The 19,944-nt window shown below is 62.6% G+C and carries 20 protein-coding genes; 10 read left to right on the top strand and 10 right to left on the bottom strand.

Annotation, left to right across the window (positions count from 1 at the left end; genetic code table 11):
* Position 1 precedes the first annotated feature (1 nt).
* Entirely contained in the window at positions 2-2,071 is a 2,070-nt protein-coding gene (locus AC1DJO_RS00610; protein WP_477968423.1) for a hypothetical protein, read from the top strand.
* 69 nt (positions 2,072-2,140) lie between these two features.
* Entirely contained in the window at positions 2,141-2,569 is a 429-nt protein-coding gene (locus AC1DJO_RS00605; protein ID WP_477968421.1) for a GNAT family N-acetyltransferase, read from the top strand.
* Here AC1DJO_RS00605 and AC1DJO_RS00600 read toward each other — a convergent pair.
* Positions 2,566-3,879: an MFS transporter gene (locus AC1DJO_RS00600; RefSeq protein WP_477968419.1), complete on the bottom strand. Its 1,314-nt coding sequence runs from the start codon at positions 3,877-3,879 to the stop codon at positions 2,566-2,568. The genes AC1DJO_RS00605 and AC1DJO_RS00600 overlap by 4 nt on opposite strands.
* 68 nt (positions 3,880-3,947) lie before the next feature.
* Complete coding sequence (locus AC1DJO_RS00595) at positions 3,948-4,448, bottom strand: GNAT family N-acetyltransferase (RefSeq protein ID WP_477968417.1); 501 nt, start codon at positions 4,446-4,448, stop codon at positions 3,948-3,950.
* A 281-nt stretch (positions 4,449-4,729) separates the two neighbouring features.
* On the opposite strand from AC1DJO_RS00595, the gene AC1DJO_RS00590 reads away from it, so the two are divergent.
* The gene (locus tag AC1DJO_RS00590) at positions 4,730-5,716 is read left to right on the top strand and encodes a glutathione S-transferase family protein (protein WP_477968415.1); all 987 of its coding nucleotides are present in this window, start codon (positions 4,730-4,732) and stop codon (positions 5,714-5,716) included.
* 3 nt (positions 5,717-5,719) lie between these two features.
* Here AC1DJO_RS00590 and AC1DJO_RS00585 read toward each other — a convergent pair whose 3' ends face one another.
* Entirely contained in the window at positions 5,720-6,199 is a 480-nt protein-coding gene (locus tag AC1DJO_RS00585) for an NUDIX domain-containing protein (RefSeq protein WP_112537888.1), read from the bottom strand.
* A gap of 71 nt (positions 6,200-6,270) precedes the next feature.
* Between AC1DJO_RS00585 and AC1DJO_RS00580 the strand changes: the two genes are divergently transcribed.
* The 4 genes from AC1DJO_RS00580 to AC1DJO_RS00565 all read left to right on the top strand — a co-directional run bounded on the left by AC1DJO_RS00580 (position 6,271) and on the right by AC1DJO_RS00565 (position 9,397).
* The gene (locus AC1DJO_RS00580) at positions 6,271-7,179 is read left to right on the top strand and encodes a metallophosphoesterase family protein (protein WP_112515717.1); all 909 of its coding nucleotides are present in this window, start codon (positions 6,271-6,273) and stop codon (positions 7,177-7,179) included.
* Positions 7,180-7,312: 133 nt separating this feature from the next.
* The gene (locus AC1DJO_RS00575; RefSeq protein WP_477968413.1) at positions 7,313-7,873 is read left to right on the top strand and encodes a tetratricopeptide repeat protein; all 561 of its coding nucleotides are present in this window, start codon (positions 7,313-7,315) and stop codon (positions 7,871-7,873) included.
* A 165-nt stretch (positions 7,874-8,038) separates the two neighbouring features.
* Entirely contained in the window at positions 8,039-8,548 is a 510-nt protein-coding gene (locus tag AC1DJO_RS00570) for an RNA polymerase sigma factor (RefSeq protein ID WP_477968411.1), read from the top strand.
* Positions 8,549-8,551: 3 nt separating this feature from the next.
* Positions 8,552-9,397, top strand: coding sequence for an anti-sigma factor family protein (locus AC1DJO_RS00565; RefSeq protein WP_477949276.1), 846 nt, complete (start codon positions 8,552-8,554; stop codon positions 9,395-9,397).
* A 69-nt stretch (positions 9,398-9,466) separates the two neighbouring features.
* Here the strand turns inward: AC1DJO_RS00565 and leuA are convergent, their stop codons facing one another.
* From leuA to AC1DJO_RS00550, 3 genes are all read right to left on the bottom strand, one after another.
* The gene (leuA, locus tag AC1DJO_RS00560; RefSeq protein ID WP_477968409.1) at positions 9,467-11,200 is read right to left on the bottom strand and encodes a 2-isopropylmalate synthase; all 1,734 of its coding nucleotides are present in this window, start codon (positions 11,198-11,200) and stop codon (positions 9,467-9,469) included.
* Between the two features lie 327 nt (positions 11,201-11,527).
* Positions 11,528-12,712, bottom strand: a complete 1,185-nt coding sequence (locus AC1DJO_RS00555; protein WP_477968407.1) for a benzoate/H(+) symporter BenE family transporter — start codon at positions 12,710-12,712, stop codon at positions 11,528-11,530.
* 93 nt (positions 12,713-12,805) lie between these two features.
* A complete protein-coding gene (locus AC1DJO_RS00550; RefSeq protein WP_477968405.1) occupies positions 12,806-13,912 on the bottom strand; it encodes a calcium-binding protein in 1,107 nt (368 codons plus the stop codon).
* A gap of 257 nt (positions 13,913-14,169) precedes the next feature.
* Here AC1DJO_RS00550 and AC1DJO_RS00545 point away from each other — a divergent pair, with 257 nt between their 5' ends.
* A complete protein-coding gene (locus AC1DJO_RS00545; RefSeq protein ID WP_112386220.1) occupies positions 14,170-14,406 on the top strand; it encodes a hypothetical protein in 237 nt (78 codons plus the stop codon).
* Between the two features lie 45 nt (positions 14,407-14,451).
* Here the strand turns inward: AC1DJO_RS00545 and AC1DJO_RS00540 are convergent, their stop codons facing one another.
* Positions 14,452-15,036 (bottom strand): ATP-dependent Clp protease proteolytic subunit, encoded by a 585-nt coding sequence (locus tag AC1DJO_RS00540; protein ID WP_112386219.1) that lies wholly within the window; start codon positions 15,034-15,036, stop codon positions 14,452-14,454.
* A 160-nt stretch (positions 15,037-15,196) separates the two neighbouring features.
* Here AC1DJO_RS00540 and AC1DJO_RS00535 point away from each other — a divergent pair, with 160 nt between their 5' ends.
* Positions 15,197-15,916 carry a hypothetical protein gene (locus tag AC1DJO_RS00535; protein WP_477968403.1) on the top strand — a complete coding sequence of 240 codons (720 nt, stop codon included), beginning with the start codon at positions 15,197-15,199 and terminating at the stop codon, positions 15,914-15,916.
* Positions 15,917-16,015: 99 nt separating this feature from the next.
* A complete protein-coding gene (locus tag AC1DJO_RS00530; protein ID WP_477968401.1) occupies positions 16,016-16,798 on the top strand; it encodes a DUF2076 domain-containing protein in 783 nt (260 codons plus the stop codon).
* Between the two features lie 44 nt (positions 16,799-16,842).
* Here the strand turns inward: AC1DJO_RS00530 and AC1DJO_RS00525 are convergent, their stop codons facing one another.
* The 3 genes from AC1DJO_RS00525 to AC1DJO_RS00515 form a co-directional block, all read right to left on the bottom strand.
* Positions 16,843-17,415: a cytochrome b gene (locus AC1DJO_RS00525; protein WP_477968399.1), complete on the bottom strand. Its 573-nt coding sequence runs from the start codon at positions 17,413-17,415 to the stop codon at positions 16,843-16,845.
* 206 nt (positions 17,416-17,621) lie between these two features.
* Positions 17,622-18,086, bottom strand: coding sequence for a preQ(1) synthase (gene queF / locus AC1DJO_RS00520; protein WP_477968397.1), 465 nt, complete (start codon positions 18,084-18,086; stop codon positions 17,622-17,624).
* A 146-nt stretch (positions 18,087-18,232) separates the two neighbouring features.
* Complete coding sequence (locus tag AC1DJO_RS00515) at positions 18,233-19,930, bottom strand: autotransporter family protein (protein WP_477968395.1); 1,698 nt, start codon at positions 19,928-19,930, stop codon at positions 18,233-18,235.
* Positions 19,931-19,944: the final 14 nt, after the last annotated feature.

The raw sequence follows: 19,944 nt of genomic DNA, 5'->3' as shown, positions 1-19,944 counted from the left end.
CATGACGCTCAATTTCGCCCCCTTCATTCCCTGGCCGATCCTTGCCGTCCTGGCCGTGATCGTCGCCGCCGTTGCCACCCTTGCCATCCTGCGCGGCGTCCGCGGCGCGTGGATCCGCACGGTCGCAGCCATCGCCCTGCTTGCCGCCCTCGCCAACCCCCTGCTGATGCAGGAAGACCGCGAACCGCTTTCGACGGTGGTCCCTGTCATCGTCGACCGCAGCCAGAGCCAGCAGACGCCTGAGCGGATCAAGATGACCGACGATGCGCTGGCGCAGCTGAAGGACCGCCTGTCGCGCTTCCCCGATATCGAGCCCCGCTATGTCGAGGCGACCGAACCCGAGGATTCCGACGCGCCCTCGACACGGCTGTTCAACGCCCTGTCAGCCGCCGTCGCCGACGTTCCGCCCGCCCGCATTGGCGGCGCGATCATGCTGACGGACGGCGAGGTTCACGATGTTCCCGGTGTCAACCAGGCACTCGGTTTCGACGCCCCGATCCACGGGCTGATCACCGGCAAGCCCGACGAATTCGACCGCCGCATCGAGGTCATCAAGGCGCCGCGCTTCGGCATCGTCAACGAGGAGCAGCAGCTTGTCCTGCGCGTCTTCGACGATGGCCCGAGCCCTGGCGGCATCGCGACCGTCACCGTCAAGCTGAACGGCGACGAGATTGCCACGCTGCAGGCAACGCCCGGTCAGGATACCCCGTTCTCCTTCCGCGTTCCACGCGGCGGCAGCAACGTTCTGGAATTTTCCGTCGCCGCCCTGCCCGGCGAAGTGACGGAAGCCAACAACCGCGCCGTCCATGTCATCGACGGCATCCGCGAGAACCTGCGCGTGCTGCTGGTCTCAGGCGAGCCGCATGCCGGCGAGCGCGCCTGGCGCAATCTGCTGAAGTCGGATGCCTCGGTCGATCTGGTGCATTTCACCATCCTGCGTCCGCCGGAAAAGCAGGACGGCACGCCGATCAACGAACTGTCGCTGATCGCCTTCCCGACCCGTGAGCTGTTCGTCGACAAGATCAAGGATTTCGATCTCATCATCTTCGACCGCTACCAGCATCGCGGCGTGCTGCCGATCCTCTATTACGATTACATCGCCCAATATGTCGAAAATGGCGGTGCGCTGCTGATCGCCGCCGGCCCCGAACATGCCGGCCAGGACTCGATCGCGCTGACGCCGCTGCAATCGGTTCTGCCTGCGGCACCGACGGGCCAGATGATCGAGAAGGCCTTCTATCCACGCCTCTCGGACGAGGGGCGCAAGCACCCGGTCACCCGCGGCCTCGACGGTTCCGCCGACGAGCCGCCGCATTGGGGCCGCTGGTTCCGTTCCGTCGGCGTCGAGCAGCCGCAGGGCCAGACCGTCATGGTCGGCGCCGACAACAATCCGCTCCTGGTCTTGAACCGCGCGGGCCAGGGCCGCGTCGCCATGCTGCTCTCCGATCAGGGCTGGCTCTGGGCCCGCGGCTTCGAGGGCGGCGGTCCGCACGTCTCGCTTTATCGCCGAATCGCCCACTGGCTGATGAAGGAGCCGGCGCTCGAGGAAGAGGCGCTGACTGCCCGCGCCCAGGGCCGTACGCTTGAAATCACCCGCCAGACGATCGGCGGCGATCCCGGCGAGGCAACCGTCCGCTACCCATCCGGCAAGACCGAGAACTTGCCGCTCGCCCAGTCCGAACCCGGCCTCTACAAGGCCGAGAAGAAGATGGACGAGATCGGCCTCTTCGAGATCCGCAACGGCGATCTGACGACCCTCGTCCATGTCGGCGCCGTCGATGCGCCCGAGTTCAAGGCGATGGTATCGACGACCGAGGCGCTGAAGCCGATCACCGACAAGAGCCGCGGCCTCGTTGCCCGTGTCTCGGACGCAACTGGCGCCATCGAAGTGCCGCCGGTTCTGCCGGTGCGCGGCCAGATCCGTGTCGCCGACAGCGAGCGCATGCAGATCAAGCTCACCAACGAAACGGTGCTGAAGGGCATCAACACGCTGCCGCTATTTGCCGGTTTTGCCGGCGTCGGCGTCCTGCTGCTGGCCTTCGGCGCCATGTGGTGGCGTGAGGGCCGTTGAGCGGCTTTGTGTGAAGGCGAGACTCTGATATCGGCAGGCGAATAGCAATCGCCGCCGAAGAGTTTTCACATGACCCCGCAGAAGCTGAAGGTCACCAAGGTTCTTTCCAAGAAGGACCGCAAGAAGATCGCCGACCCGCTGATCGCCTACAATCTCGCCCGCTTCGGCGAGAGCGGCCGCGAAAAGCTGGCGATCCGCCTGCGCGGCGATGACGGCGAGATATCCGGCGGGCTCGTCGGCTACACGGCCCGCGACTGGCTCTATATCGAAATGCTCTTCGTTCCCGAGGAACTGCGCGGCAAAGGCATGGCCGGAACGCTGCTTGAGATGGCGGAAGACGAAGCGAAGCGCCGCGGCTGCATCGGCGCCTTTATCGACACGATGAGCCCGGATGCCCTCAAGGTCTACCAGCGCTATGGCTATGAGACGATCGGCGCGCTCGGCGAATTCGCCGGCGGCCACACCTTCACCTGGCTGAAGAAGCGCTTCGAACCCTAACTAAGCGAAGCCTGGCGCGTTTCCGCATCGATCGCCAGCGCCGCCAGAGCGGCAATCACCAGCAATCCGGCAAACAGCCCGATCGCCACGCCAAGCCCGAGCGTCACCACGAAGGTCATCACCGAGGGCGCGACGAGACCGCCGAGGCGGGCCATGGCGCCCGCAGCACCCATGCCGGTGGCGCGCGATGCGGTCGGATAGAGTTCGGGCGTATAGGCGTAAAGCGCACCCCAGGTGCCGAGCAGCGCGAAGCTCATGATCAGCAGCGATGCGCCGATGAGGAGATCATCGGGCGACAGGACGAACAGCAGGCACCCGGCAGCTGAGAGCAGGCAGAAACCGATCAGCGTTGGCCGCCGTCCCCACGCTTCCACGCCATAGGCCGCAAGCGCATAGCCCGGGATCTGCGCCAGCGCGACGAAGACCAGGAAGCCGTAGCCGCGCACGAAACCGAAGCCCTCGCCCGCCAGCTTCGCGGGCATCCAGGTGAAGACGCCGTAATAAGAAACGGAAACCAGGAACCAGATCGCCAGGATCATCAGGCTGCGGCGGCGAAGATCGGGCGAAAACAGCCCTTCCGAGGCGGCATGCGGCGCGGCGACAATCTCGTCGCCGGCGGCAAGCGGTGGCTTCCCATGGGCCTCGAGCATCCGGTTGACGATCGCTTTGGCATCGGCAGCCCGGCCCGACCGCAGCAGGTAATGCGGCGATTCCGGCACGAAGAAGCGAAGTGCCACGCCGAGGATCGCCGGTACCGCCGTGACGGCAAAGATATAGCGCCAGGCGTCTGCCACGCCCGCCACACTTGCCGCCCAGGCCGCGAGTGCCACGATCAGCGTCCCGATCGCCCAGAAGCCCTCGAGCATCACCAGCCAGCGGCCACGGTTCTTCGACGGCAGGAATTCAGCCATCATCGCGTAGTCGACCGGCAGCGTGCCGCCGACCGCCATGCCGGTCAGCAGGCGCAGGATCAGCAGGCTGGTAAAATCGGGCGCAAAGATCGACAGCAGGCCGAAGATCGCATCGCAGGCGACGGTGAGGATCAGCGCGTAGCGCCGCCCCAAACGATCGGCCAGCCGCCCGAAGACGACGGCGCCGATCAGCATGCCCAGGAAGAATACCGTTCCGGTCTGCAGCGCCTGCGCCACGGTGATCTCGAAGGTCGCGGCGATCGAGGCGGCGGTAAAGCCGACGGCCAGCACCTGCATCGCATCCGCTGTCCAGACGAGCCCGAAGATCCCCATCAGCCGCCGCTGGAAAGCACCGGTTCCGGCACGCTCCAGCGCTTCGTCCATCGATAGTCCGCTCATGCCGCCTCCCAGCTGAAACTCGCCTGGTGAGTCCCAAGCAAAATCAGGGGCTTGATAAAGCATAAGCTCTATTTACGCCAGCTAATTGAGCCCCTGAGCCGCTGATGCGCGTCATCGCTGACCGGCACGACGAGAACGCGCGCCGGATCGACCGGGCCCGGGAAGCTCAGCGCATTAAGGGCGACCCTTTCGAAACCAAGCTGGCAGTAATAGGGCGGATCGCCAACAAGGATGATCGCCTCCGAACCCTTGCGTTTTGCGGCCTCCACCGCGATCCGCACCAGTTCGCGCCCGATGCCCCGACTCTTGTGCGATGGGCGCACCGCGAGCGGCCCCAGCAGATGCCCCTTCACGCCACCAGCCATCACCGGCGTCATCCGCACGGAAGCGATGGTTTCGCCGTCGTCGGCGCAGATGAAGGAAAGCGACAGATCATGCGGCCCCTGCTCGCGGATACGCGCTGCCGCACGGGTGTGCCGGCCGGGACCAAATGCTTCTTCGTTGATGAGTTCGATTGCGGCGTCGTGAGACGCATCCTCAGTGAGGTAGACCAGATCGTGCTTGTGCATGATGAGACAGAAACCGGATAGACAGAAAGCTGGGGTTCTCGAGCACGCCCTCAGGCGTTCGGGAGCTTCAGCGTCGTCGCAGGCTTCTGATTGCGTGCATCAAATCGGGTTCCGCAGGAAAATCGTGAAAAGGCCGATAGCAGGAAAAAAATCCGCCGTCCAACGCAAAATGCAGGCTGCGCAAAATGGCCTGTGACGCACTGTTCATTCTTTGCCCACTGCAAAGACCGGCCGTCTGCGATATCTTTGCGTCAACGAGACCAATTCGAAGGAAACACACAATGGGCATGCTGGTGGAAGGCGTCTGGCATGACGTCTGGTACGATACGAAGGAAACCAAGGGGCATTTCAAACGGGCCGCCTCACAGTTCCGCAACTGGGTGACCGCCGATGGCGCAGCCGGCCCTTCCGGCACCGGCGGCTTCAAGGCCGAGCGCGACCGCTACCATCTCTACGTCTCGCTCGCCTGTCCCTGGGCACACCGCACGCTGATCTTCCGCAAGCTGAAGAAGCTCGAGGATATCATCTCCGTCTCCGTCGTCGATCCGCTGATGGTCGAAAACGGCTGGGAATTCCAGATCAGCGAAGGTGCCACCGGCGACCATCTGTTCGGCGCCAAGGCGCTCTGGGAAATCTATGTGAAGGCCGATCCGCACTATTCGGGCCGTGTCACGGTTCCGGTGCTCTGGGACAAGAAGACAGGCACCATCGTCAACAACGAGTCGGCCGAAATCATCCGCATGTTCAACAGCGCCTTCGACGGCCTCACCGGCTCGACGCTCGACCTCTATCCGGCCAATCTCGCCGCCGGAATCGATGAGCTGAACGCCCTCATCTATGACACCGTCAACAACGGCGTCTACAAGGCCGGTTTCGCGACCACGCAGGAAGCCTACGGCCAGAGCGTCGTCAAGCTGTTCGAAACGCTGGATGTGCTGGAAGCCCGGCTTGGAAAGGGCCGCTACCTGTTCGGCGATACCCTGACGGAGGCAGACTGGCGGCTGTTTACCACACTGGTGCGCTTCGACCCCGTCTATGTCGGCCATTTCAAGTGCAATATCCGCCGCATCGACGACTACCCGAACCTGTCGGGCTACCTGCGTGATCTCTACCAGACGCCTGGCGTCAAGGAGACGGTGAACATGCGCCACATCAAGGAGCATTATTACCGCAGCCACAAGACGATCAACCCGACCGGCATCGTTCCTGTCGGCCCTGATCTCGATCTCGACCGGCCGCATGGCCGCGCCAAGCTTGCGGCCGCCTGACCCCTACCAGTATTGAGCGGCCGGCTCTGCGCCGCTCAATTCCCTGAGGCGGCGCTTGGTCGCCTCGGTGGTTCCCTCCGGCAGCGCATCGAGCGCGAAGAAACCGCTCTCGACTATTTCCATATCGGGCTGGCGTGGCGCAGTCTGCTCGACATCGGCACGGTAGAAGACGACATGGTCGCGCCGGCTGGCCGACATGTTGAGATAGACCTGAAAGAGCTTCGGCTCGCCGATGATCCGAAGGTTCCCCTCTTCCCGCAATTCCTTGACCAGCGCCTCATGCGACGTCTCGCGCCGCTCGATGCCGCCGCCCGGCATATGCCAGCCCGGCACATAGCTGTGGCGGACCAGGAAGACGCGGCCTGACGGATCGAAACACGCGGCCCTGACACCCATCGTCATTCCCCGCGTCGCGGCGAAATAGACGTGGACGACCCGCATCAGGATTTTCGACTGCCAGGACCTGATCTCGTTGCTCGCCATCGTTCCGTTTTCACTATTTCGTTCAAGCAGATGTGTTTGAATTGTAAATATCCTGGTCTATGTGTCGTAGCATGTTCAAGCTCGCGCATATCTCAGACATTCACCTCGGCCCACTTCCCCGTCTTTCATTCCGCGAGCTCTTCTCGAAGCGCATCACCGGCTTTGTGAACTGGCACCGTAACCGGCGCAAGCATCTTTTCGGCGGAACGCTGGATCTGCTTCTGGAGGACATCCGCGCTCACAATGCCGATCACCTGGCGGTTACCGGCGATCTCGTCAATCTGGCGAGCGGGCTGGAAATCCGCTCCGCCGCCGGCTGGCTGCGCGATCTCGGCGATCCCGAGGAGACGTCGATCGTCCCCGGCAATCACGACGCCTATGTGCCGGGCGCCTACGAGAAGTCGATGCGTGCCTGGTACGATTATGTGCGCGGTGACCTGGCGCCTGCCGAATGGCAGGAAGACAAGCACATCTTTCCCTATCTCAGGGTCCGCGGCAAAGTCGCGATCATCGGCTGCTCGACCGCCGTCGCCACGCCACCCTTTGCCGCCAGCGGCTTCTTTGGCCAGCGCCAGGCCCGCGAAGCGGTCAACATGCTGCGCGCGGCAGGCGAAGCCGGGCTCTTCCGCGTGGTGATGATCCACCATCCGCCGATCCGCGGCGCCACCTCGTTCCACAAGCGGATGATCGGCATCCGCCGCTTCGCCGCCGTCGTCACATCAGGCGGCGCCGAGCTCGTGCTGCACGGCCACACCCATCTCAATACGCTATACTGGCTGAAGGGACAGACAGGCCCGGTCCCCGTCGTCGGCATCGCATCCGCCTCTCAGGGCCCCGGCGGCATGAAGCCGCGCGCCGCCTATAATCTCTTCTCGATCGATGGCTCGCCCGGCGCCTGGGAACTGAAGGGCGAACGCTTCAGCCTCAACGATCAGGGCGATGGCGTTTCGCCCGAAAGCGTCGATATTTTCAAGCTTTAGCAGCAAAAGCGGAATCAGTTTCGCCGCAGCTTGAATCGCTTTGCGAGGATTTTTCCCGCGCGGTAATCCTGCCCTTGGTATTTCCAGATCGAGGCGTACAATCGCGCCATCGACGCCGATCAGGGAGCCTCTCATGCGCATCGCCGCCAACCGTATCTGCCGCCTCACCCTCGCCTTCGGCCTTGCCGCCGGGCTTGCCGCACCGGCCTTCGCAGTCGGCGACGAGAACGACGAAACCAGCCCGCCGCCGAAGACCGAGACGACCACCAAATGCGCCGAGGGCAAGGTCTGGGACAAGGAGAAGAAGGAATGCGTCGACGCCAAGAAGCAGAGCTTCAACGACGACGATCTCTACAAGTTCGCCCGCGAATTCGCCTATGCCGGCCAGTATGAGAACGCCATCAACATTCTGACGCTGGCAAAGAACCAGAACGACCCGCGCATCCTCAATTATCTCGGCTACGCCAACCGCAAGGCCGGCCGCTTCGAACTCGGCATGTCCTACTATCGCAAGGCGCTGCAGGCCGACGAGAATTATATTCTCGCCCGGTCATATATGGGCCAGGCTTTGGTGGAACAAGGAGACGTTCAGGGCGCCAAGGTCCAGCTCGTCGAAATCCGCGATCGCGGTGGCGAAAGCACCTGGGCCTACCGCGCGCTGCTGCAAAGCCTGAACGGTTACAGGACCTATTGAAACACGAGCGTGTGATGAGCGGCGGAAAACCTTTGGGAAATCCCCGCTTAGCCTCTCTTCTTGTTGCGAAGCACGTCAAACTTGTTTCATAAAGGTCACATTCGCGATATAAAATCGTTTACCCGCACCGGCGCTTCGCGCCGGACATGTTCATGAAATGAGACTATGCGTCAGCCCGTAACGACCATCGACATCCGACGCGACCTAGTCGGCTTGCTGCCGCGGTTGCGCCGTTTTGCGATGACCCTGACGGGTGATGTCGCGGCAGCCGATGAACTGGTGCAGAGCGTCTGTCAGCGCGCCGTCGCCAAGAGCCAGCAATGGAACGGCGAAGGACGGCTGGAAAGCTGGGTCTATACGCTGGCGCGGCATCTCTGGAATGACGAAGGCCGCAAGCGCCGTCCCCGCCCTGCCACGCCGAAAGGCAACGTCACCGACATCCGCGAGGCCGCCCGCGAGCGCACCACCGTTCCCGATACCGATCTCGTCCACCGGATGCTTGCGGAAATGCCCGAGAACCTCGCCAGCATCTTCCTGCTGACCGTGGTCGAAGGTCACAGTTACGAGCAGACGGCCGAGATCATGGGCATTCCGGCAATCGGCGTTTCGGCGCAGCTTGCCGCCGCGAGACTGCATTTCGCCAGCCTCGCCGACGACTTTCACCACAGGTACTGACCTTTGCCGGATTTCAAGAAACTGCCGCTCGATGCACAGCTGACCGCCCTTCTCGACGGCGAAACGACGCCGGAGCAGAAGCATGAGCTAGAAGAGCGCATCGCCAGCGACGAAGGCGCGCGCAGGCTCTATGACAAGCTGAGGCACGGCGCCGATTTTGGCCGCCGCAGGCTTGAGGATGTGCTGAAGGAGCCCGTTCCTCTGGCGCTGGTGCGTTCGATCAAGAGCGTGCAGCCGCCAAAGGCGCCTGTCGCGCCGCGCACCACGCGCCCGTCGCTGAAGCTGTCGCCTTCCGGGCCGAAGGCGCTCGCCGCCGCACTCATTCTCTTCGCTGCCGGATGCGGCATCGGCTATCTCGTCGGCATAGGTCCGGGCGATCCGACGCCGGGTGACGACCAGCACGTCACCGACGACAGCCCGCGCACCAAGGATTGGCTGAACGATGTGGCCGGCTATCAGCGGATGATCATCCGTCAGCCCCGCCATCTGGTGGAAGTGCCTGCCTCGCAGGCAGAAGAGATCTCAAGCTGGCTGACCTCGACCGTCGGCGTCGCCTTCCGTGTGCCTGACCTGACCGGCGAGGGCTGGACGTTCCAGGGTGCCCGTGTCGTGCTTGGCGATGGCCGCCCGGCCGGGCAGCTGGTCTATTCAAGCGCCGACGGCGACCTGATCTCGATCTATTTCCGCAAGGATAGCCAGCCTGCCGATACCGAGGACTTCAAGGAAACCATCAAGGACGAAGTCGGTCTGGTGACCTGGCACAATGCCGGTACGTCCTACGCCCTCGTCGGCCCCTCCGCCGAAGCCTCGCTCAGCCAGATCGCCATGGAAGTCGCGGCAGAAATTTAAGCGCGACAGCAAAACGGAATCAAAAAGGTGCAGCGGATCGCTCCGCTGCACCTTTTCATTGTCGATGTCTCAGTTCTTGCCAGCCTTGACGTCGAGCACGCGGTTGGCGGCCGAGACGATCGCTTCCAGCGAGGCGCCGACGATATTGGTGCTGATGCCGGCGCCGAACAGCTTTCCACCCGGATAGGCGGTCTCGACATAGGAGATCGCCGAGGCGTTCGAGCCGTGCTGCAGCGAGTGCTCGGAGTAATCCTGCACCGACATTTCGACGCCGAGATAGTCCGAGAGCGCGTTGATGAAGCCGTCGATCGGGCCGTTGCCGCGGCCTTCGATCTTCTTGGTCACACCGTTGTCGGTGATCTCGGCGGCAACCACACGCACGCCCTTGCGCTCGGGATCGGCGAATGTGTGGTGATCGACGAACTTGATGCGGCCCTTCGGCTGCGTCACGTAGCGGTCGATGAAGTGCTCGTAGATCCGCTTCGATGGCACTTCCTTGCCTTCTTCATCGGTGATCCGCTGGATTTCCTCGCGATATTCGACCTGCAGGTTGCGCGGCAGATTGAGCCCATAATCCTGCTGCAGGATATAGGCGATGCCGCCCTTGCCCGACTGCGAGTTGATGCGGATGATCGCCTCGTAGGAGCGGCCGACATCCTGCGGGTCGATCGGCAGATACGGCACTTCCCAGACCGGATGGTTGGCGACCTTGATCGCCTTCATGCCCTTGTTGATCGCATCCTGATGCGAGCCGGAGAAGGCGGTATAGACCAGTTCGCCGACATAGGGGTGGCGCTCCGGAATGACCATCTCGTTGGAATATTCGTAGACGGCCTTGATCCGCTCGATATCGGAGCAATCCAGTTCCGGATCGATCCCCTGCGTGTACATGTTCAGCGCCAGCGTCACGACGTCGACATTGCCGGTGCGCTCGCCATTGCCGAACAGCGTGCCTTCGACGCGGTCGGCACCCGCCATCAGGCCGAGTTCGGTCGCGGCGATGCCGGTGCCGCGGTCATTATGCGGATGCAAGGAGATGATGATATTGTCGCGGTTGTCGATCTGCCGGCACATCCACTCGATCTGGTCGGCATAGATGTTCGGCGTCGCCATCTCGACGGTCGATGGCAGGTTGATGATCAGCTTGTTGTCTGCGGTCGGCTTCACTTCGGCGATAACCGCGTTGCAGATTTCCAGCGCCACTTCCAGCTCGGTGCCGGTAAAGCTCTCCGGCGAATACTGGAAGCGGTAACCGCCACCGGCCTTTTCCGCCATGTCGGTGATCATCTTCGCCGCATCGACGGCGATCTGCTTGATGCCGTTGACATCCTTGGCGAACACCACGCGGCGCTGCAGCTCGGAGGTCGAATTGTAGAAATGGATGATCGGCTTGTGGGCACCCTGCAGCGATTCGAAGGTGCGGGTGATCAGTTCGGGGCGGCACTGCACCAAGACCTGCAGGGAAACGTCGTCAGGCACGCCACCCTCTTCCACGCACCAGCGGGCGAAGTCGAAATCGGTCTGCGAAGCCGAGGGGAAGCCGATCTCGATTTCCTTGAAACCCATGTCGAGCAACAGCTGGAACATCCGGGCCTTGCGGTCGTGGCCCATCGGGTTGACCAGTGACTGGTTGCCGTCGCGCAGATCCACCGAACACCAGATCGGCGCCTTGGTGATGGTCGTCGACGGCCAGGTGCGGTCAGGAATGTTGATCGTCGGATAGGCGCGGTATTTCAGCCCGGCTTCGGGCATGCCGGCCTTCGGGGAGGTGCTGGTTTTGGAGGAGTTGCTGTTGGCGTCCATTGTCGTCGTCTCTTCTCGCTTCACGCATAAGCCGGCGCCCGTTCGGGGATGAGCCGTCTTCAATGCGGACCTGTAGGGGTCTTGTGTGGCCTGGTCTTGAACGTTCGTGAGAGGAGCTCTTATGCCGGCAGGCTTTTCGGCCGCCGGGCGCTCCTCAACGGACCCGGCAACCGCGCGTAAGGCCGAGGAGAAGAAGCGAGGTCAGGGCATGCGCGTTGTCGCGCAGGGCGATACGCCCGCGTGCAATCGTGCCAGAAATCTTTGCGCCTGTGGTCTTCATGCTCGGGCTTATAGCCGTGCGCTAAAAAACTGGCAACCCCCCCCCACCTATGCTTTTGCCCTTTTCACCAGATGCTGCAGCGTCAGCATCAATCCGCCCGCCAGCAATCCCCAGAAAGCACCGGAGATCCCCGCGAAGGAAACGCCTGATGCGGTGACCAGAAACGTGATCGCTGCGGCCTCGCGCGATTCGGGCGCCTGGAACGCCGCCATGGCGGAGCTCGAGAAGGCACCGACCAGCGCAAGGCCGGCGACCGCCTGGATCAGCACCGGCGGCGCAAGCGCCACCGCAGTCGTCACGGCACCGGCAAGCGGCCCGAGGATCAGGTAGCAGATACCGCAGACCAGCACCGCCCAATAACGGCGAGCCGGATCCGGATGCGCATCGGGACCGGCACACATCGCCGCGGTGATCGCCGCCAGATTGACCGCATGGCCACCGAATGGCGCAGCCAGCAGCGAAAAGACACCCGAGACGGCAAATAGCGGCCCGGGCTTCGGCTCGTAGCCGTTGACCTTCATGACCGCGATGCCGGGAATATTCTGCGAGGCCATAGTGACGATGAACAGCGGCAGGGCGATCGAGATGAAGGCCGGCAGGTTGAAGACCGGGGCGACAAACTCGACGGTCGGCAGCAGCGCCCGCCCGACCGCCGCGCCTGCCCCATCGGGAACATCGACGCCGAAGACCACAACCAGCCCGAACGCCGCAAGCGCTGCCGGGACCGCCCAGAGCCGCTTGAAGGCACCGACCACCATCCACGTCAGAACGATCGGCAATCCGAGCAGCGGATTGAACGCCACAGCCTTGACCGGCGCGAAGCAGAGCCCAATCAGCACGCCCGCCAGCATCGCATTGGCAAGCGGCGCGGGAATGGCCGCCACCGCCCGGCCCAGCGGCTTGAAGAGACCGGCAATCACGATCAGCAGCGCACAGACGATGAAAGCGCCGACAGCCGCATTGAACCTGCCCTCGACGATCCCAGTACTGGCAAGCAGCGCCGCCCCCGGCGTCGACCAGGCCATGCTGACCGGCAGCCGTGTGGTGAAACTCAGAACGATAGCGCAGATCCCGAGCCCCAGCGACAGTGCCATCAAGCCCGACGCCGCCTGCGCCTCGGTGGCGCCGACGGCCTGCAGGCCGTGCAGCACGACGGCAAAGGAACTGGCAAAACCCGCGAAGGCCGCGAGAACGCCCATGAACAGGCTTTGAACGGAAAAGTCTTTGAACATTGCGGGACTCGCGTGATGGGGGCGAATACCGCATGGAGCATGGAGCTTGGGCCGCATGCAAGTGCAGGCGGCCCTGCAAATTGTCGTCAGCCGCTATCTGGTGGCGACTAGCGGAATCGGTCTGTCCTTGCTCTCGTTGAACCGCGCGATGAGCGCCGCCTGGGCTTCAAGATCGACCGGCTGCTCGATCTGTTGCGACGAGCCGTCGGTGAAGCTGATGGTGGCGGTTTTGTACAAACCCTGGATCGTCACGCTGTCATCCGGATGACCGTCGAAGGATATAACGGTTTTGCCATCCTTGTGCTCGACGCGCATCTTATCGACACTCAGCCCTTCTCCAAACTCGATGCTGGCGCTGCCGGCCGCCCAAACGGTGTCTCGGCCATCACCGGCAGCAAACCGCACCGTCGCACCACCTCCAACGACAATCGTATCATTTCCCCTGCCGCCGATGGCAACGCTGCCGGAATGAACCACAATCGTGTCGTCGCCCAAGCCACCATCGACATAGCTGTCGGACCACGCGTCAATCAAATCGTTGCCCTCCCCGCCATCGACGCGTCCGTCAGAGAAAACACTGATGACGTCATTGCCATTTCCACCGCTGACGGTTCCGGACACCGCCTTGATGTTATCATTGCCGTCGCCACCATCGACATAGCTCCCACCACCTCCTGCGTCGATCGTGTCGTCCCCCGTGCCGCCCGACACGCGGCTGTCGGCCCACGCCTTGATGGTGTCGTTGCCAGCGCCGCCGTCGATCTCGCTGCCGCTCCAGGCATCGATCTCGTCATTACCTTCGCCGCCGTAGATGACGCTGTCGGACCAGGCGCCGATCGTATCGTCACCGGCGCCGCCATTGACGAAGCTCTTTTCTCCTACGGTGACCGTGTCGTCCCCTGCCCCGGCATCGACAACGCTGTTGGCTGCCGCCGAAATCGAGTCATCAGTCGCCCCGCCGATCAGGATACGGATTGCCGTCGCCTGCCAGCGATCCGCCGCATTGCGAAGGTCTGCCGACGTTATCTGCGTTTCGTCCGCAGCTTTGCCACGCGGCGAACCTTCCGCGGCAGAGTGCATCTTGTCGAAGTCCGGCGGCTGCGGAGCCCTGTCCGGCGTGCGCCACAGAAGCGAGAAACCTGTCGTCACCCCACTCGTATTCGTCATGGAATCTTCCCCCGAAAATTCATCTGCCGGCAACCGGCCCAAAACCTCACGTTGAAATGCGTACACGGGCAATGCGGCAATCTTGCCGCGCCAAGCATGCCTCAAACTTACGCTTAGGTTGAACAATCACAGATAGAACCTACTGCGGTAGTGAGGCGGATAATTGCTGGCAGCCCGGAGATTCCTGCCACCAGGCACGTCAGGTCGAACCCGAAACTGGCAAATGCTTGCTATGCGAGCAAAAAAGCCTAATTTAGTTGCGGTGGAGAACCAAAAATCCAGGTGAATGAATGTCGGACGATCCCGATGACCTCAGCAGAGCAGCGGTTGGCCTTTCTTCAGCGGCCATTCTCGCATCGCTCATCAAGACATTGAACGAAAAGAATCTTCTGTCGGACGACGAGGAAAACGCCGTCTATGACGCGGCGATCGCACTGCTTGGCGACAATGCGGGCGAAGATGAAGATGGCGTCTTCGAACTGGCGCAGGAGATCATCGAAGAGCGCTGGAAGCCGGCGCCGGGCTGACCGGCAGGCGGAAAGAAAAACGGGGCGCGAACGCCCCGGATTGTATCAGATCTCGCTCTGCGAGGTGATGACGCGCGACACCAGGCCGTAATCCTTGGCCTCTTCGGCCGAGAGCCAGTAGTCGCGATCCGTGTCCCTGGCGATCTTGTCGACCGGCTGGCCGGTGGCCACCGAGAAGATCTTGTTCAGGCGCTCGTTCATCTTGATGATTTCACGTGCCTGGATCTCGATGTCCGACGCCATGCCGCGCGTGCCGCCGGAGGGCTGGTGCAGCAGGAAGCGGGTGTTCGGCAGGCAGAGACGCTGTTCCTTCGGAACCGCGACATAAATCAGCGCGCCGGCAGAAGCGACCCAGCCGGTACCGATCATCCAGACCTTCGGCTTGATGAACTTGATCATGTCATGGATCGAATCGCCCGACTCGACGTGGCCGCCAGGCGAGCTCACGTAGATACGGATGTCTTCGTCGCTGGCTGCGGCAAGCGCCACGAGCTGCGAGCAGACCTTCTGGCCAAGCTCCATGGTGATCGGGCCGTAGATGAAGATCGAACGCGATTTGAAGAGGTTAGCCTCTGCGTCCTTCCCCAAAGACAGTTCCTTGGTCTTGTCCTCTTGTTCTTCGTCGTTCATTCGAACCTCTCTCGGCTTCATTCGGGTTTCCCGGACATAGTGTGACTCAATGCGTAAAACAATGCGGGAAAAAGACAAGCCACGGAACGGGTGAAGATATTCTTATGACAAACCCGAGAACTGCCAGCATTATGCTGCTATCCCCAGGCGGGAGGAAAAGATGACATCGCCTTTGCTTCATCGGGCCGTCAGAAACAACGCGCTCTGGTGCGACGCCGTCTGCGCCGCGCACGGCCAGCGCGGCGAGTTTGCCCGAACACTCTGGCTGCACCGTCAGGGCACCCCGCCCTTCTATCCCGATGCCATCACGCTGACCGGCGCGGAAAGTGCCGCCGAACAGGAGGAGGCAATCGCCGTCCTCACCCGCTCGCGGCCGGGCGGCTGGGGCATCAAGGACAGCTACTGCGCCCTCGATCTCGCGCCGCAGGGTTTTACCGTGCTGTTCGAGGCCGAATGGATCGGTCTCGATGCTGATGATGACCTCGATGACGACGGCTCTGGCCTGACATGGGAGCGCGTCGAAACCGCCGGAAAACTCGCCGCCTGGGAGAAAGCCTGGGCGGGCGGAGAACCGCAGGCCACACCCATTTTCGCCGAACCGCTGCTGCAGAGGCCCGAGATCGCCTTCCTCGCTGCCTATTCCGACAAGGCGCTGCAGGGCGGCGCCATTCTCAATCACCAGGCCGAGGTGATCGGCCATTCGAATGTCTTTGCCATCGGCGGCAATGAGCAGCCGATCCGCACCGGGCTCGTCAGAGAAGCGCGGCGGCTTTTTCCCGGCGAACCTATCGTCGGCTATGAGAGCGGCGACGACCTGGAAAATGCCTTGGCGCTCGGCTTTACCGCGCTCGGCCGGCTGCGGATCTGGGCGCGCGACTGAGCTTACCGAAATGTAAGTTGCCAAGGCTTTGAAAAGCCGGAATCCGTTCCTACGTCATTCGTAGGCGGGCTTATCCCGCACGTAACACAGGAGAGAGCCATGTCACCGGAAGAACGCCAATTGCTGACCGGCCTTTTCGACAGGGTACGCACCGCATCCGCCACGCCGCGCGATCGCGACGCCGAGGCGCTGATCGATCAGGGCGTGCGCGAACAGCCCTACACGACCTATTATCTGGCACAGGCCGTCATCGTGCAGGAAAAGGGGCTGGAAGCAGCCGCCAACCACATCAAGGAGCTCGAAGAGCGCGTCCGCCAGCTGGAAGCCGGCGAGAGCGAACACCGCCAGGCAGAACAAGGCGGCGGGTTCCTGAGCTCGATCTTCGGCAGCGGCCAGACGCAGCAGGCCGCCCAGCCCTCCGGCCCGTGGGGCAATGCCCCGCGCCAGAGCTATCAGGACCGCGGCTACGACGACAATGTACGCCCGATGCAGCCGCGGCAGCAGCAGCCGTCCGGCCCCTGGAACCCGCAGCCGGACGCTCCTTCGGCCGGTGGCAGCTTCCTGCGCGGCGCGCTTGGCACGGCAGCCGGCGTTGCCGGCGGCATGCTGCTCGCCAATTCGCTGAGCGGTGTCTTCGGCAATCACATGTCGTCGCTCGGCTGGGGTTCGCCCTTCGGCTCAAGCCCGTTCGGCAACACGCCGGCACCGACGGAAGAGACCGTCATCAACAACTACTACGGCGGTGACGACGGCAAGCAGGCCGCCGACAATTCGGCCGGCAACGACGACAACAGCAATATCCAGCAGGCAGACTACGATCCCTCCGACGATGACGATAGTTTTGACGATTCACAGGATAGCGGCGACACGTCGGACGTCTGATATGGGTGGCATACGGCGCAGGGCGCCGTATGCCACCTCGATGGTTAGCCGTGCGGCATCATCCGCTTGAGAACGCCGTCGCGCAGCAGATAGTGGTGGCCGAGCGCTGCAAGCGCGTGGCCTGCGGCCAGCACGATGATGATCCAGGCAGCATCGTTGTGCAGCATCTCATAGGTATGAGCGAGCGGCTTGTCCTGCGCAAACAGGCTCGGCACCGAGAACAGCCCGAAAAACTCGAAAGGCTCGCCCTGCGCCCAGCGCAGCAGGAAGCCGAGAACCATCTGCGCAATCAGCAGACAGTAGAGAAGCCAGTGCATGCCCCTGGACAACAGCGCGTTGATGCCGGCATCGGCAGCCGCAAGCCGCTTGCCGCCGGAGCTGCGCCAGACGAGGCGGACGATGAACACGACGGTGAACAGCAGTCCGAGCGAAATATGAATAGCCTGCAGCTCCTTGCGAAGCGGCGTACCCTTTGGAAGCGAGTTCCAGACATAGGCGGCGGCAAAGAGCGCAATCACGAGGATCGCGGTCAGCCAGTGCAGGGCAATCGTCATTTTGTCGTAGCGGGACGTATCGGCGGCCGCGCGCGGGGCTGCGGCGGCTTGATCAATGGCCATGATTTTATCTCTTGAATGAAGTGTGTGACAGGATGCCCTCCGCACATAGCGGGGAGGAAACTCTGCTGCAATCCAAGCCACTTAACGCGAAAAGGCGGCCGCGAAATCCGCTGCCGCCAAAAGATGATTATAAATATCGACTTAACGCCGATGCGGAACGCCGCGGCAGATTTTGCCCAGCGATCACATTTTCGTGCGTGCGCAGGTCAGCCCCGGCCGCGATAGCTGGCGACGCCCTGATCCGGCAGCCAGACATGCTCCGGCGGCTTGCCGGTCTGCCAGAAGACATCGATCGGGATGCCGCCGCGCGGATACCAGTAGGCGCCGATACGCAGCCACTTGGGATCGAGCAGCTCGGCGATCCGCTTGGCGATATAGACCGAGCAATCCTCGTGGAATGCTCCGTGATTGCGGAAGGAATGCAGGAAAAGCTTCAGCGACTTCGATTCCACCAGCCATTCGTTGGGGATGTAATCGATGACGATATGGGCGAAATCCGGCTGCCCGGTCATCGGGCAAAGCGAGGTGAACTCAGGCGCCGTGAAACGCACGACATAGTCGGCGCCCTGGCTGCCATTCGGCACCTTTTCGAGAACGGCCGCTTCCGGGCTCGTTGGTGATTCAACCTGCGAACCGAGCTGCGAAAGCCCGCTGACATCCGTCATCGCCATTTCCATGTTCCTTCCAAATCGATCGTCCGTCCACGGGCGCCGATCGTCGCGCACCGCATGGATTGCTCATGTGGGACCGCAAATAGTCCTTTTGCGCCGATCTTCCAAGCGGACAAAAAGCGGCGGCGTCCGTCAGCCGGCTTGGCCTACCACTTGACGCGAACGCCGAGCGAGCCGCCCAGGGAGAAATTGTCACCGGCGCCGGACAGCGAGGATTTCGCGGCCATCTCGCCATAGACCGAATAGCGTTCGTCGCCCCAGCTATAGGAACCGCCAAGACCAAGCCCCGCCGAAAGGTCATCGCCACGGCTGGCGAAATGGCTGCCGGCCACGTTCACCGAGACACCGTCCAGAAACTCGTAATAGAGATTGGCCGCGCCATAGAGCTTGAGCCGTGTCGCAGTCCCGTCGTCGGCTTGCCAGCTCGCTTCCCGATCGACCGCCATCCCCAACCGGCCGTTCAGGCTGGCGCCGCGATCAAGCGACACCTCGGCGCCGAACTTGTCGTAGAAGCTGCCAAAATCAACGGATGAATAGGTCAGCTGCGCCTGCGGTGTAATCGACCAGGAGCCTGCGATATCAAGACGCTGGCCGGTCTCGATGCTCAGAATGTAGCCGACGGCGCCACTGCCGCTCTTCAGCGGCGAAGCGACGAGATCGGAGCTCAGGTCGCTGCCGTAGAAATTCAGCTGGCTCTGGGCATCGGCATAGAAGCCCTGATCGCCGTACCACGTCAGGGTGCTGCCAAGTCCGAAGCCCGACGTATCGATATGGCCATTGCTGATGCTGGAGCTCAGGTCGCTCGACATCGTGCCGAACTGCGCTGTCAGCCCGCCGATCAGCCTGCCATTGCTGCCGTCATAAAGCGCGCCGTCCAACCCGCCCTGCATTCGCCAGATGTCGTAGTCATGGCTGGTATCGACGGTGCCATCATTGGCCGTGAGGCGGCCATGCAGACCCTCGGTGCGCAGCCAAACGCCTTCGATCTCATCCGCGGCTCCGCCCGCAGATCCATCGGAAACCGTCTGGAAATCGCTCGACAGCATCCGGTCGCCGATGCGCTGCTGAAGCGTGCCGGCCTGATTGAGCCCGAGCAGCATCAGCAGTGGATAGGCCTGATAGACCGGAATACCGGGCTGCAAACCGGCCGAGCGCAGATACCAGTCGCCATCGCCCGGCGTAGTGATGCCGTTCTGATAGAGCCGGTAGGCATAGGCGCCGCCGACGACGGCCTGCTGTCCGTCCAGCACATAGTCGCCGATGAGCGAGAACGTCCCCGCCGAGGTGCCGCCAGCATCGACGATCTTGATGCCCTCGACCGTCTGCCCGCCTGCGCCGCCGAGATTGACGACACGGACATTGGTATTGCCCGAGGTATTGCCGGTTACCACGAGACGGTCGGTGGATGAGGTATCGTCACCGAGTACACTCTCGATTTCGAGCACGCCGCCGCTGCCGGCATAGTCGCCTGAAATCGTCAGCGTGCCGATCGAATTACCGGGCGCGACGGTGCCGGCATTGACCGTATTGCCGACCTGTCCGATGCCCTGCAGCCGCCCGCCGGAGAATATGTCGAGCGGGCCGCCGAGAATGCCGTTGACCGACAGCGTTCCAGCCTCGACCGAGGTGGTACCGGCAAAGGCCGCGTTGTTGCCCGTCAGGAAAGTCGTGCCGCTGCCGATCTGGCGGATCGTACCGCTGCCGGTGACGAGATTGGCGAAGGTGAAACTGTCCGAACGGTCAAAGGCGAGCGTGCCGTTGTTGGTGATATCGCCGGTGACACTGCCGCTTGTGCCGCCATTGCCGATCGCCAATGTGCCCGCCTGGATATCCCAGTCGGTCACCGCGCTCCCGGTGC

Source organism: Rhizobium sp. 05N430, from assembly GCF_056396985.1.
Note: the sequence above shows the minus strand (reverse complement) of the source record. Positions and strands in the feature narration are given on the sequence as shown.